This window comes from Pseudomonas sp. (assembly GCF_048269965.1).
Lineage (GTDB): Bacteria > Pseudomonadota > Gammaproteobacteria > Pseudomonadales > Pseudomonadaceae > Aquipseudomonas.
Map to the genome: position 1 here is coordinate 117039 of NZ_JBLWTV010000015.1, position 13352 is coordinate 130390.

Annotated in this window: 12 protein-coding genes; 7 read left to right on the forward strand and 5 right to left on the reverse strand. The window is 63.1% G+C overall.

Annotated elements, in window-relative coordinates:
• Window positions 1–3: 3 nt before the first annotated feature.
• The 4 genes from ACN0X6_RS17475 to yaaA all read right to left on the reverse strand — a co-directional run bounded on the left by ACN0X6_RS17475 (window position 4) and on the right by yaaA (window position 5537).
• Entirely contained in the window at window positions 4–1167 is a 1164-nt protein-coding gene (locus ACN0X6_RS17475; RefSeq protein ID WP_417705859.1) for a PilZ domain-containing protein, read from the reverse strand.
• 26 nt (window positions 1168–1193) lie between these two features.
• Entirely contained in the window at window positions 1194–2675 is a 1482-nt protein-coding gene (gene alg8 / locus ACN0X6_RS17480; protein WP_417705860.1) for a mannuronan synthase, read from the reverse strand.
• 51 nt (window positions 2676–2726) lie between these two features.
• The gene (gene algD / locus ACN0X6_RS17485) at window positions 2727–4037 is read right to left on the reverse strand and encodes a GDP-mannose 6-dehydrogenase (protein WP_417705862.1); all 1311 of its coding nucleotides are present in this window, start codon (window positions 4035–4037) and stop codon (window positions 2727–2729) included.
• A 720-nt stretch (window positions 4038–4757) separates the two neighbouring features.
• The gene (gene yaaA, locus ACN0X6_RS17490) at window positions 4758–5537 is read right to left on the reverse strand and encodes a peroxide stress protein YaaA (protein ID WP_179575688.1); all 780 of its coding nucleotides are present in this window, start codon (window positions 5535–5537) and stop codon (window positions 4758–4760) included.
• 530 nt (window positions 5538–6067) lie between these two features.
• Between yaaA and ACN0X6_RS17495 the strand changes: the two genes are divergently transcribed.
• From ACN0X6_RS17495 to moaE, 4 genes are all read left to right on the forward strand, one after another.
• The gene (locus ACN0X6_RS17495; RefSeq protein WP_417705863.1) at window positions 6068–7459 is read left to right on the forward strand and encodes a PhoH family protein; all 1392 of its coding nucleotides are present in this window, start codon (window positions 6068–6070) and stop codon (window positions 7457–7459) included.
• Window positions 7460–7845: 386 nt separating this feature from the next.
• Entirely contained in the window at window positions 7846–8322 is a 477-nt protein-coding gene (gene moaC / locus ACN0X6_RS17500) for a cyclic pyranopterin monophosphate synthase MoaC (protein ID WP_116619775.1), read from the forward strand.
• Window positions 8319–8561 (forward strand): MoaD/ThiS family protein, encoded by a 243-nt coding sequence (locus ACN0X6_RS17505; protein ID WP_003459467.1) that lies wholly within the window; start codon window positions 8319–8321, stop codon window positions 8559–8561. The genes moaC and ACN0X6_RS17505 overlap by 4 nt, the downstream gene beginning before the upstream one ends.
• Before the next feature lie 97 nt (window positions 8562–8658).
• The gene (moaE, locus tag ACN0X6_RS17510) at window positions 8659–9114 is read left to right on the forward strand and encodes a molybdopterin synthase catalytic subunit MoaE (protein ID WP_417705865.1); all 456 of its coding nucleotides are present in this window, start codon (window positions 8659–8661) and stop codon (window positions 9112–9114) included.
• A 319-nt stretch (window positions 9115–9433) separates the two neighbouring features.
• Here moaE and ACN0X6_RS17515 read toward each other — a convergent pair whose 3' ends face one another.
• Entirely contained in the window at window positions 9434–9598 is a 165-nt protein-coding gene (locus ACN0X6_RS17515) for a hypothetical protein (protein WP_196473641.1), read from the reverse strand.
• 172 nt (window positions 9599–9770) lie between these two features.
• Here ACN0X6_RS17515 and ACN0X6_RS17520 point away from each other — a divergent pair, with 172 nt between their 5' ends.
• The 3 genes from ACN0X6_RS17520 to ACN0X6_RS17530 all read left to right on the forward strand — a co-directional run.
• The gene (locus ACN0X6_RS17520; protein WP_417705866.1) at window positions 9771–11693 is read left to right on the forward strand and encodes a bifunctional metallophosphatase/5'-nucleotidase; all 1923 of its coding nucleotides are present in this window, start codon (window positions 9771–9773) and stop codon (window positions 11691–11693) included.
• Window positions 11694–12190: 497 nt separating this feature from the next.
• Complete coding sequence (locus ACN0X6_RS17525; RefSeq protein WP_417705868.1) at window positions 12191–13105, forward strand: DMT family transporter; 915 nt, start codon at window positions 12191–12193, stop codon at window positions 13103–13105.
• 9 nt (window positions 13106–13114) lie between these two features.
• On the forward strand, window positions 13115–13352 hold a 238-nt coding region (locus tag ACN0X6_RS17530), incomplete at its 3' end, for a hypothetical protein (RefSeq protein ID WP_417705870.1).

Below are 13352 nucleotides of genomic sequence, written 5' to 3' on the forward strand. Positions count from 1 at the left end.
TCCTTAGCGGCCTGCCGCGACGGCGCGGTCGACCAGCCAGCCCAGCGACGGGCCACGGTCGATGACCACATCCACCGGTTGCCCGGCGAGGCTGGCCGGCAGGGTTTCCCGGGGCTTGATCACCACGCGGATGTCCGAACTCAGGCCGCCGTCATGCAGGGCGCTGCTGACAATCTCGCCGTGACGCGCCTGGTCTTCGCCGGCCACCTTGAAGGTCACCGGCGTGCCGGGGCGTGCCTGTTCCAGATGGCGGTAGGGGAAGCTGGCGGCGACGGTGGCGATGCCGTCCTGCGGCACCAGTTCGAAGATCACGTCGCCCTTGCTGGCGAACTGACCGTCGGCCACCAGTTGGCGAGAGATCTTGCAGTTGCATGGGCTGGTCAGAGTGCCCTGCATCTCACGGGCGAACAGCGCTTCGATCTGGCTCGGGTCGAGCTGGTCTTCACCCAGGTGCCCCTTGAGCATTTCCAGCATGCTGGTGGTGAAGGTGGCGATTGGTGCGCCTTTCTCGACGATGCCGTCGGGCTGCGCCAGGCTCTGCACGCTGCCTTCACGCGGCATGGTCACCTGCAGCGCGGGCAGGCTGATCTGCGCCGACTGTGCGTGGGTGACGAAGTACAGGCCGTAGATCGACTTGCCGATATAGCCGAAGGCGGCCAGACCGATGAGGAAGATCGCGCCGCTGAACGTCACCGCACGCAGGCGGCCGAACACGCCCATACCGCCGCTACCGCCGTTCTTGCGCGCCTTGGTGAAGTTGTCGCGCTGGAGGATGTGCAGCACTTCGCCGACGTTGACCAGCTCGCCAGCCAGGTGCGCGCTGATCAGGTGGCGCAGGGCCGCGGTTTCACGTGCGCCGACGCCATGGAACTGGCAGCCGATGCGGTTCTGCTCGGGCTGTACCGAGTTGACCTGAAACTCCACGTCCAGGCCCAGCACCAGGCTGTCGAGCTGGAACTGCAACTGGCCGCGATGAAAATCACCGACCTTGTGCGTGGTCTTCTCGTTGGTGAAGCTGAAACCGCCGGCAGAGATATCCTGCAGACGCGCATCGATGCGTTCGCCCTTGGCATTGGTGAAGCGCAGACGCCCCGGCAGCTTGACGCGGGCGTGCTGGCGCTGGGCCTCGGACTCATGGACGACGTTGTGAGTGGCGACGGAGTTCATGGTGGCTAATTCCTATTCGAGTACGGTCACACCAGCGCCAGTAGCGCGGCGATGAAGACAGAGGCGGCAGAGAAGGTCATGGCACGCGACGACCAGCTGTTGAACCAGTTGGCGAAGCTGGACAGGCCGCGATTGAGCTTGGTGTTCTGGCGCGTCCAGGACTGCTGGTCGAGGCGGAAGAACACGTAGATCTTCACCATCGCGCCGACGATCTGGTTGTAATAGAGCAGCGCCGGGTAGGCCGGACCGACACGGTGGCCGGAGAGCATCAGCAGCAGCGTCAGGATCAGCCGCGTAGTGCCGATCCACAGCAGGTAGATCAGCAGGTACATCAGGCTGTACTTGATGCTGGCGATGATCGCCACGCACAGGCCCAGCAGGCAGGTCCACATCGACACGCGCTGATCGAACAGCACCAGGCTGGTGAAGGCGCCGAGGCGACCCATGCCCAGACGCAGGGCGCGCGAGTTCTGCCGCAGGTTGTTGCCGTACCAGCGGAACATCAGCTTGCGACTGGCCTTGATGAAGCTCTTCTCCGGCGGGTGCTCGACCGTGTTGATCGCCGCATCCGGCACGTAGAAGGTGTCGTAGCCCAGGCGCATCAGGCTGTACCAGCTGGACTTGTCGTCACCGGTGAGGAACTGAAAGCGGCCCAGGCGCCAGTGCTCCAGGTGATCGCTTTCCACGTCGCGGATGAACTCGGGGTCGGTCACCACGCTGGCGCGGAACACCGACATGCGCCCGGTCATGGTCAGCACGCGTTTGCTCAGGGCCATCGAGCACATGTTGAGGTGGCGCTGGGCGAAGCGCAGCTTGTGCCACTCGCTCATCAGGTAACTGCCGCGTACCTCGCAGAACTCGTTGGTGGTCAGCCCGCCGACGTTGGGGAAGAGCTTGAACCAGGGCACGCATTTACGTACCACTTCAGGCTCGAGCACGGTGTCGCCGTCGATCACCGCCACCACCGCATCGCGGTCCGGCATCTGCCGGGAGATGGCGCGAAAACCATGGGCCAGACCATCACGCTTGCCGGTGCCGGGAATGCGCACGATGTCCAGGGTGACATGCGCCGGCGGCTCGGCCTGGGCCCAGAGGTTCTTGATCAGCAACTCGTCGGAGAGCTCGACGATCGAGCACACCACGGTGGTTGGGTAGCCGCAGTCGATGGCTTCGCGAATCACCGAGCGGTAGACCATGGCGGTGGTCAGCGCCTCGATGCGAAAGCTGGTGACCAGCAGGAACACATGAGAGGGGTCGGCGTCCTTGCCGAGTTTTGTAACCTTGCGGCGATACCAGGGGTACACCAGGTAAAGGAACAGGCAGCCGCGCACAAAGTGCATGGCGCCCATGGAATAGCGCCAGATGCCGACGATGCCGATGAGCAGGAGGAAATCCCGCGACTCGGGGTCGAACACCGTGCGTGGCAGAGCCAGTGCCAGCAGCATCAGCAGGCTGAGATAGAGCATCCAGCCGCTGGCTTGGTTGAGGCCGTTCTTGAGCTTGTCCATATGCGTCTCCGAGTACCTGCACGCGCTGGACGTGCAGGTACGTTCGGGTCCTTACCAGCAGATGCCTTCGGCCACGCCATTGCTGGCGTGGGGCATGAAACCGACCAGGTCGATCACCCGCTTGCCGCTCGGCGCCTGCTCGGCCAGCCTGGCGAAACGCTCGTCGCTGTTGCCCAGGACGATGATGTCGGCCTTGGCCACCACGTCGTCCAGGTCACTGTTGAGCAGCGAGGAGACGTGCGGGATCTTCGACTCGATGTATTCCTTGTTGGCGCCGTGCACGCGGGCGTACTCGACGTTGCGGTCGTAGATGCTCAGGTCGAAACCCTTGCCGATGAGCATTTCCGCCAGCTCCACCTGCGGGCTTTCGCGCAGGTCATCGGTGCCGGCCTTGAAGCTCAGGCCGAGCAGGGCGACCTTGCGCGAGTCGTGACTGGCGATGATGTCGAAGGCCTTCTGCACCTGGGCGGCGTTGCTGCGCATCAGCGAACCGATCAGCGGTGCTTCCACGTCCAGGCTGCCGGCGCGGTAGTTCAGCGCGCGCACGTCCTTGGGCAGGCAGGAGCCGCCGAAGGCGAAGCCGGGTTTCATGTAGTACTTGGAGAGGTTGAGCTTGTGGTCCTGGCAGACCACGTCCATCACCTCGCGGCCGTCGACGCCGACGGCCTTGGCGATGTTGCCGATCTCGTTGGCGAAGGTGACCTTGGCCGCATGCCAGACGTTGCAGGTGTACTTGATCATCTCGGCGACCTCGATGTCCTTGCGGATGATCGGTGCGTCGAGCTCTTCGTAGAGGCTGGCCAACAGGTCGCCGGAGGCGGTGTCCAGCTCACCGATGACGGTCATCGGCGGGAAGTCGTAGTCCTTGATCGCGGTGCTCTCGCGGAGGAACTCGGGGTTCACCGCCAGGCCGAAATCGACGCCGGCCTTCTTGCCCGAGCAGTCTTCGAGGATCGGCAGTACCACGTTCTTGGCGGTGCCTGGCAGCACGGTGCTGCGTACCACCACGGTGTGGCGCTCGTTCTTGTCGCGCATGGCCATACCGATCTCGCGGCACACGCCCTCGATGTAGTTCAGCTCCAGGTCGCCGTTCCTCTTGCTCGGCGTGCCGACGCAGATGAACGACACATCGCTTTCCAGAACGGCAGCGGCGACGTCGGTGGTGCCGCGCAGGCGACCCTGACGCAGACCCTGTTGCAGCAGTTCTTCCAGACCCGGTTCAACGATGGGCGATTTGCCGTTGTTGATCAGGTCGATCTTGTTCGCGGAGATATCCACGCCAATCACGTCGTGCCCCCGTGCCGACAAACAGCCGGCACAAACGGCACCTACATAACCCAAACCGAAGATACTGATTCGCATGGTATTCACCTCGTCCGTTCGATGCGGTTTCAAATACTGGCCTTATGGCCAAAACTAGTCCGTGAACGTGCTGCTTTAATATGAGCAAGTTCATTCAGGCATAAATAGAGTGGGGCGCCGGAAGTGGCACCAAATGTGGGCCTTTATATTGAAAAGTGGCCCTTTGATGTTGTCGCTGCCGCCTCGATTGAGGCCTCTATCTCGGTACTTTTGCGGGTTGCTATATCTCCCTTTGAACTACACGAACTTTTCTTTGGGTGAAGCTGTCCGGCGAAAGTTAATTCGCTATTTGGCAGGTTCAAGTGATTGGAAAGTTATGTATTGAAATGTGTTACGGGCTGTATGAGTGGCGGCCCTTTCAGATAGTTCCTACCGTTCGTCCTGAAGCTGAACCGAAGCTGAACCGAAGCTGAACGGCTAATTTGATTGCAATATAATGGCAAGTTGCAAAATGCATGATGGCAATGTGTTCATTAATGCGCTCGAAACTATCCGATAACTCAATGGCGCAATAAGTTCTGTGGAAAGTGCGCGCGCGCTGAAACTGTGATGCCAAACAGGTTTTGAGAATCAAGCGCAACGGTGAGGGAATTTTTGCCAGGCGCAGCGCTCAGGCCGCAACGAAGCGCCAGGACGAGGAAGGAGGGGGGCGGCAAGCGTAGCGGCCAAACCCATGCAGCAACCGATGAGCGGTGCATGGGTTAGCCGGCGTAGAAGAGGTCAGTCTTGCGGCTGGTCGCGCAGGAAAACCAGGCTGTCGGCCTTGGAATGCTCGGCCGAGTAGCGATAGCCCTGGTAGTTGAAGTCTTTCAAACCTTCGGGGTTGGTCAGACGCTCCTTGATCACGTAGCGCGCCATCAGGCCACGGGCCTTCTTGGCGTAGAAGCTGATGATCTTGTACTGGCCGTTCTTCAGGTCCTTGAACTCGGTATCGATGAGGCGTGCGTTCAGCGCCTTGCGCTTGACCGCGCCGAAGTACTCGTTGGAGGCCAGGTTGAGCAGCACGTCATCGCCCTGGGCAGCCAGCGCTTCGTTCAGCCAGCCGCTGATGCGCTCGCCCCAGAAAGCATAAAGATCCTTGCCGCGGCCGTTGGCCAGCTTGGTGCCCATTTCCAGGCGATAGGCCTGCATCAGGTCCAGCGGGCGCAGCACACCGTAGAGGCCGGAGAGCATGCGCAGGTGAGTCTGGGCGAAGTCGAAGTCCTCTTCGGAGAAATCCTCGGCGTTCAGCCCGGTGTACACGTCACCCTTGAAGGCCAGCAGCGCCTGCTTGGCGTTGGACGGGTTGAACGGCCGCTCCCAGCTGCCGAAACGGGCGGCATTGAGGCCGGCGAGCTTGTCCGACAGATGCATGAGCTCGGCGATCTGCGCCGGGCTGAAGTCGCGCAGCTGGGCGATCAGTTCCTGGGCGTGGTCGAGGTGTTCGGGTTGGGTGAAGCGCGGGGTGGCGGGCGGCGTCTCGTAGTCGAGGGTCTTGGCCGGTGAAATCACCATCAGCATGTGCGGAGTCTCCAGAAAGCGTGACGGCGATTCTAGAGGTCAGGGGACGGCAAGACCACCTATCGGAACGATTGAGAAGAGCGGTATTGATGCCTTTGCAGGCGCCGGCTTGCCGGCGATCCCGTCAGCACTGATCGCCGGCAAGCCGGCTCCTGCAGGAAAGCAGATTCGTGGCGACGCGAAAGGCGCCTGCACCTGATTGGCGCGGCATGCTGCATGTGGGGGCGGGTAAGCGAGGTGAGTTGCAGCAGGTAGGACTTCGGACTGTAACGGGGTGCTGGTGGCTCGCCAAGCGCTATTTGTCGCGTCTGCAAATAAACCTGCGTGGCGGAAAAAAAACGTTTTTCTGTCATGTGAATTGGAGTAATAAAAAAGCAAGACCGCCGAAACCTGCAGACAGGTGGCGGCCATTGGCCCTCACCTTGTTTGCCACCTTTCGGCCCCGACCTGAAAAAGTCGGCGGTCTCTGTCCGGCGCAGCACCGCCCCAGGTATTGCGTCGCCTGGCTACTACAAGAAGGTGACCGACGTATGGATGACCACGGACGCTCCAAGCCCACCGCTCCAACCCTCTACGCCCTCGACACCAACGTCCTGATTCACGATCCCAACGCCTTGCTCAACTTCGAAGAACACCACGTCGCCATCCCGATGACCGTATTGGAGGAACTCGACAAACTGAAATCCGGCAAGCACGGCGTCGCCGCCGAATGTCGCCAGGCCATCCGCCTGATCGACCAGATCCTCGCCGGGGCGGCACCCGAGGAAGTCGAGTACGGGGTCCCCATCCAGCGCGGCAAGAGCGGCCCTTGCGGTCGTCTTTCCATCCTCATGAGCAAAAGCGCGGCGCCGGTGACCTGGCTGCCGGAAAACCTCAACGACAACAAGATCATCAACCAGTTGGTGGAGCTGAAGTCGCGCAACCCCGGCCTGTCTGTGGTGCTGGTGACCAAGGACATCAACATGCGCCTGAAGGCGCGCGCCTGCGGTATCGACGCCGAGGACTACCACACCGACCAACTGGTCGATGACGTCTCGCTGCTGTCGAAGGGGTATCACGACATGCCCGGCTCGTTCTGGGATCGCGTGAGCAAGGTCGACACCCGTCAGGACCACGGCCGTACCTGGCATCGCGTGCAACTCATCGACAACCTGCCGGCGGTGCACGTCAACGAGTTCATCCTCGATGAACAGGGCTTTGTCGGCTGGATCAAGGCGATCAAGGGCGACGAGTTGGTGATCCTCGACATGCATCAGGAGCCGCTGCTGCATCAGGAAGCCTGGGGCCTGAAACCGCGCGACATCCACCAGGCGCTGGCGCTGTTCGCCTTGCTCGACCCTGACATTCACCTGGTCAACCTGTCCGGCGCCGCCGGTTCCGGCAAGACCATCCTGGCGCTGGCTGCCGCCATCGAGCAGACCATGGTCAGCAAGCGCTACCGGCGCATCATCGCCACCCGCAGCGTGCAGGGGCTGGATCAGGAAATCGGCTTTCTGCCCGGCACCGAGGCGGAGAAGATGGAACCCTGGCTCGGCGCGATTACCGACAACCTCGAAGCGCTGCACATGGAGGACGAGAGCACCCACGGCAGCGTCGACTACATCCTGCAGAAGGTGCCGCTGCAGTTCAAATCGCTCAACTACATCCGCGGGCGCAGCTTCCAGCAGAGCCTGATCCTCATCGACGAATGCCAGAACCTCACCCCGCACCAGATGAAGACCATCATCACCCGTGCCGGCAACGGCTCGAAGGTGGTGTGCCTGGGCAACCTGGCGCAGATCGACACCCCCTACCTGTCCGCGCCCAGCTCGGGCCTGACCTACCTCACCGAACGCTTCAAGGACTTCCCGCACGGCGTGCACATCACCCTGCAGGGTGTACCGCGCTCGATCCTCGCGGAGTACGCTGAAACCCATATGTAACCCTCGGGCTGTGAAACACCCGCGCCCCTGTTCGCAAGAGCAGGGGCGTTTTAGTCTGCATTAACGAATCTCCACAAGTCCCGTGGGAGCGGCTTCAGCCGCGATGATCGCGGATAAATCCGCTCCTACAGAAGCGCGCGTTTGGCTCCCCTCTCCCGCTTGCGGGGCGTACGCGGAAATAGCGAAGCACTGCTTCGCTCGCTGAAGCGCCCTGAGCTCTGCGAAGGGCTGGGGCGCAGGGCGGGGGCAGGGGGAGAGGGTTCGTAGCCCGGATGAAATCCGGGGATTTTTGCCGCTCTGGCCCCGGATTTCATCCGGGCGACAAGATGACTGCAAATCCTGACTTGCAGGTTTACAATCGGTCGATTCCCGTCTGGAGCTTTCCCGTGCTGACCCACCTCGATTCCCAAGGCCGCGCGCACATGGTCGACGTCACCGACAAGGCGACCACCTTCCGCGAAGCCACTGCCGAAGCGCGCGTGCGCATGTTGCCTGCCACCCTGCAGATGATCGTCGCCGGTGAGCATCCCAAGGGCGACGTGTTTGCCGTGGCGCGTATCGCCGGCATCCAGGCCGCGAAGAAGACCAGCGACCTGATCCCGCTGTGCCACCCGCTGATGCTCACCGGCGTCAAGGTCGAGCTGAGTGCAGAGGGTGACGACACCGTGCATATCACTGCCCGTTGCAAACTGTCCGGGCAAACCGGTGTCGAGATGGAAGCACTGACGGCCGCCAGCGTCGCCGCGCTGACCCTCTATGACATGTGCAAGGCCGTGGATCGCGGCATGGTCATCGAACAGGTACGGCTGCTGGAAAAGCTCGGCGGCAAGAGCGGCCACTACAAGCTGGAGGAACAAGCATGATCCGCGTGCAGTACTTCGCCCGCTATCGCGAAGCCCTGGGCCGTGATGACGAACAACTCAGCGGCGATTTCGCCACCCTCGACGACCTGCGCCTGCACCTGGTCGCTCGTGGCGGCGAATGGGAAGTGCTGGGCGAGCAGAACCTGATGTGCGCGCGCAACCAGGAACTGTGCAGCCTCGACGAACCGCTGGCCGAAGGCGATGAAGTCGCCTTCTTCCCCACCGTCACCGGTGGCTAACGCAGATTCAGCCGTAGGGTGGGCCGGGCGGCGTTCCGTTTTAGCCCACCATCAACCCACCAGCTGCCTCTGAAAACTCCCCATCGAACGAGCCTCCATGACCATCCGCGTTCAAGCCCAACCCTTCGACCCCGGCACCGAGCTCAACGCCCTGCATGCCGCCAACCTCGGCATCGGCGCGGTGGTCACCTTCGTCGGCTACGTGCGCGACTTCAATGACGGCCGCGAAGTCGGTGGCATGTTCCTCGAGCACTTCCCCGGCATGACCGAAAAGGCCCTGGCCAAGATCGCCGATCAAGCGCGCGAGCGCTGGCCGCTGCTGGGCATCGAGATCATCCACCGCATCGGTCGCCTGGAGCCGGGCGAGCCCATTGTTTTCGTCGGCACCAGCAGCGCTCACCGGCAAGCCGCGTTCGACGCCTGCAACTTCATCATGGATTACCTGAAAACCCGCGCGCCGTTCTGGAAGAAGGAAGACACCAGCGAAGGCCCGCGCTGGGTCGAAGGCCGCAGCAGCGACCAGAGCGCCGCCGAGCGCTGGAAAAAAACCTAGGCGCCCCTATCGCGCGGTGCGCATGGCGCACCCTACGACATGTCGCGCCGCCTTTCTCGAATCACCTGGCGATGAACCCCGTAGGGTGCGCCGCGCGCACCGGCTTTTGGCGGCGCCGTGCCCGAAAGAACCGCGACACCATCCCTATCGCGCGGTGCGCATGGCGCACCCTACGACATGTCGCGCCGCCTTTCGAATCACCTGGCGATGATCCCCGTAGGGTGCGCCGCGCGCACCGGCTCTTCGCCGCGCCGTGCCCGAATGAACCGCGACACCCGTTACCTATGTCTCCCGGCTGAACACATGGCGCACCCTAGGGTTACGCCAGCGCCAGATGCACCCGCAACGCAATCGGCACCAGCATCAGCAATACGCCCAAACCCAGCACGCGCACGCCCCATTCGTGCTCGCGAAAGTTGAAGCCGACGCCCAGCAGCACAAAGCCGCCGATCAGCAGCAACAGCATCAGGTGATAGTGGTCCATGGCGCTTCTCCATTTCGCGGCCCTGATTACAGCTTAGTACCGCCGTCTGGCTTGGGGCTGACCTGGGGCAATTAAAGTCTGACTCGATTGGCGACAACCTGCGTCTCGATTGGTCGCTGCCTGGCGTCATGGCCTGCTCCATACTGTGCGCAGTCATCGTCAAGGATCGTCCATGCGCCTGTTCCTCTCCCTCCTGCTCGCCGGCCTGCTGAGTGCAACGCCGCTGGTCGCTGCCGAGCGCCATTTCACCATCCTGCACAGCAACGACTGGCAGTCGCGTCTGCTCGGCTTCGGCCCCAACAATGAATACAGCCCGGCGACGGTGGACGATGACGACACCATCGGCGGCGTCGCCCGGCTTGCCACCTTATTGAATGAACGCCGCACAGCAGCCGGTGAACAACCTCTGCTGTTGCTCGACGGCGGCGACTTCACCATGGGCACGCTGTTTCACACCATCGCCCGCGAAATGGGCAGCGAACTGCGGCTGATGACCGAGCTGGGCTACGACGCGGCGGTGATCGGCAACCACGAATTCGACTTCCGCCCAGCCGGCCTCGCCGCGATGATCAGCGCTGCGCACAGGGCCAAAGGCGACACGCTGCTGCCGCTGCTGTCGAGCAACATGCGTTTCGATACCGCGAGCAAGGCCGACGACAGCCTGCAGGCGCACGCTGAGGCCGGGCGCATCCTGCCGTACAAGCTGATCGAGCGCGGCGGCATTCGTTTCGGCCTGTTCGGTCTGCTTGGCAACAACGCCGTGGCGGTCAGCCCGATGATCAAGCCGCTGACCTTCGCCGACCCGGTCGCCACCGCCAGGGAAACCGTGGCCAAGCTGCGCGAAGAGGGCGCCGAGGTGGTCATCCTGCTCTCGCACATGGGCGTCACCCAGCAGGCCGATGGCAGCTGGCGCGGCGAGGAAGTGGAGCTGGTCGAGCAGGTGCCGGGCATCGATATCGTCGTCGGCGGCCACTCGCATGTGGCGCTGCCGCAACCTGTGCTGGTTAATGGGCGTACCCCGGTGGTGCAGGCCGGCTCGGAGATCCAGTACCTCGGCGAGCTGCGCATGAGCCTGGGCGACGACGGCGTGCCGCGTGTGCGTGACTATCGCCTGCATGCGGTCAACGACAGCATCGTCGGCGACGCGACCATCACCGCCAGGGTCGAGGACTTCAAGCAGGTGGTCAGCGAGCGCATGTTGACGCCCAAGGGCTATCGCTTCGACCAGCCGCTGGCCAAGGTCGACCAGAGCCTGGGCCGTGATTTCACCGACCAGACCCTGGCCAACCTGGTCACCGATGCACTGCGTCATACCGTCGATGCCGACCTGGCGTTCACCGGCAACGGCACCATCCGCGATGACCTGCTCAAGGGGCGTGATGGCGTGCAGGATGTCTCCGATCTGTTTCGCATCGCCCCGCTGGGCATCGGCCAGTTCGACGACGAACCGGGTTACCCGATGATCAAGGCCTACATCAGCGCGCGGGAAATCAAGTCGTTGCTCGAAGTGCTGCTGCTCGCCTATCAGCTGCGCGACAGCGACAGCTATTACCCGCGCGTTTCCGGCCTGCGCTTCACCTACAACCCCTGGCGCGTGCCGTTCGACCGCGTCAGCCGCATCGAAATCAGCGATGCGCACGGCAGCTACCGTGACCTGGACCTGAACGACACGCGCCTCTACAGCATCGGCGCCACCAGCTACGTCGGTAGCTTCACCTGGCTGGTGCCGGACCTGACCAAGGGCCTGCTCGACGTCATCCCCAAGGATGCCGAGGGCCGCCCGCTGCCGCGTATCGAAGACGCCATCATCGACCAGGACCCGGATAGGGAAGGCGTGCAGGAACTCAAGGAATGGCAGGTGCTGCTCGACCATATCCGCAGCCTGCCGGACCTCGATGGCGATGGCCTGGCCGATATTCCCACCAATGGTGCGGCTGCCGAAGCGCGCATGATCCGCGCGCCGAGCCTGCATCCCGCCGAGCTGTTCCGCCTGGCCGGGCCGATGCAGTGGGGCGCCAGTGCGGTGATCCTGGCCGGCGTGCTGCTGATCCTCTGGCTGCTGAGCCGCCCGCTGCGCCGCCGCAGTCAGCGTTGACGGCGTAGGGTGCGCCGCGCGCACCGGGAATGACGCCGTTGGGTTGGTGCGCACGGCGCACCCTACGGGATCTCGCTCGGTTTGTGCATCGTAGGGTGCGCGCCACGGGATCTCACGCGGTTTGCGCGTCTTGGGGGGCGCCGCGCGCACCGAATACGCCGAGATATACCGAGATGCTGCAACGCTCGCCGCTGAAGCGCCTCCTGCGGTTTGGTACCGGCCGATTCGTGGGAGGGGCTTTCGGCTCGGGCATCCTGCTTCGCTCTACCTCCTGCATCCATACAGTCGTAGCCGCGATGCTGTCACCGCAGAGCTGGTGCGCACGGTGCACCCTACGGTCCGCCACCTTGCCAAGCAAGGCGTGCCTCCGTATGGTGCAAAACCGCCTGATTCGGAAGCTACGCAATGATCGCTCAGCACTGCCCGCTCGGTGACCGCGCACAGCCGGCCAACCCCCACTCGGATAAATGTCGTGCCCCTGGCGTGGCACTCGTCTCATGAACGCACTCAATCATTCGCGCCCGCTGGCGCTGTTCGGCCTGTTGCTGGCTAACCTTTGCTGGTCCGGCAATGCCCTGGTGGCGCGCGCCTTCGCGGGCGAGATTGCCCCGTTCACCCTGTCGTTCTGGCGCTGGTGCCTGGCCCTGGCGCTGCTGCTGCCCTTCGTCGCCATGCCGTTGTGGCGTCATCGCGTAGCCGTGCGCACTGCCGGCTGGCGTCTGCTGGTGCTCGGCGGGCTGGGTATCGCCGGCTATAACTCGCTGCTCTACAGCGCGGCGCAGACCACGGCGGCCATCAACATCTCGCTGGTCAATACCTGCCTGCCGCTGGTGACATTCATCGGCGCCGGGCTGCTGCTCAATGAATGGCCGGCGCGCCGCGCCTGGTGGGGCATGCTGGTGGCGGTGATGGGCCTGGCGGTGCTGATCAGTCAGGGGCAATGGAGCCGCCTGGCCAGCCTGTCGTTCAACCAGGGCGACCTGATCATGCTGCTGGCGGTGGTCGACTGGGCGTTGTACTCGCTGCTGCTGCGGCGCTGGGCTGCTTACCTGCAGCCGATCCCGCCGCTGGCATTGCTGGGCGTGTTCATCCTGCTCGGCGTACCGCTGATTCTGCCGTTCTATCTATATGAACTGAGCCAGGGCGCGCATCTGGCGCTCAATGCCGCCAACCTCTCGGCTGTCGCCTACACCGCCGTGTTCGCCTCGCTGCTGGCCTACCTGGCCTGGAACCACGGCATCCGCGTGATCGGCGCGGCCAAGGCGGCGCTGACCAACTACCTGATGCCGGTATTCACCGCGTTGTTGGGGTGGGTGCTGCTGAACGAGAGCCTGCAGCTCTATCACTGGCTGGGCGCCGCGATGATCTTCGGCGGCCTGCTGCTGGCCACGCGGCCAGGCAAAAGCGCCTAGCCGCGTAGGGTGGATCACGCTTCACCGATCCACCTTTCAAAGCCGGCGGATGAAAAAAGCGTCATCCGCCCTACGACGATCCTTTCACTGCGGCTTCAACATCACGAAGGCTTCACCGCCTTCACACGCGTAGGGTGGATCACGCTTCACCGATCCACCTTTTCAAGGCTGGCGGATGAAAAAAGCGTCATCCGCCCTACGACGATCCTTTCACTGCGGCTTCAACATCACGAAGGCTTCACCGCCT

Coding starts and splice junctions, on each gene's coding strand:
- ACN0X6_RS17475 (WP_417705859.1), bottom strand. CDS start 1,167: ATGAACTCCGTCGCCACTCACAACGTCGTCCATGAGTCCGAGGCCCAG.
- alg8 (WP_417705860.1), bottom strand. CDS start 2,675: ATGGACAAGCTCAAGAACGGCCTCAACCAAGCCAGCGGCTGGATGCTC.
- algD (WP_417705862.1), bottom strand. CDS start 4,037: ATGCGAATCAGTATCTTCGGTTTGGGTTATGTAGGTGCCGTTTGTGCC.
- yaaA (WP_179575688.1), bottom strand. CDS start 5,537: ATGCTGATGGTGATTTCACCGGCCAAGACCCTCGACTACGAGACGCCG.
- ACN0X6_RS17495 (WP_417705863.1), top strand. CDS start 6,068: ATGGATGACCACGGACGCTCCAAGCCCACCGCTCCAACCCTCTACGCC.
- ACN0X6_RS17505 (WP_003459467.1), top strand. CDS start 8,319: ATGATCCGCGTGCAGTACTTCGCCCGCTATCGCGAAGCCCTGGGCCGT.
- moaE (WP_417705865.1), top strand. CDS start 8,659: ATGACCATCCGCGTTCAAGCCCAACCCTTCGACCCCGGCACCGAGCTC.
- ACN0X6_RS17515 (WP_196473641.1), bottom strand. CDS start 9,598: ATGGACCACTATCACCTGATGCTGTTGCTGCTGATCGGCGGCTTTGTG.
- ACN0X6_RS17520 (WP_417705866.1), top strand. CDS start 9,771: ATGCGCCTGTTCCTCTCCCTCCTGCTCGCCGGCCTGCTGAGTGCAACG.
- ACN0X6_RS17525 (WP_417705868.1), top strand. CDS start 12,191: ATGAACGCACTCAATCATTCGCGCCCGCTGGCGCTGTTCGGCCTGTTG.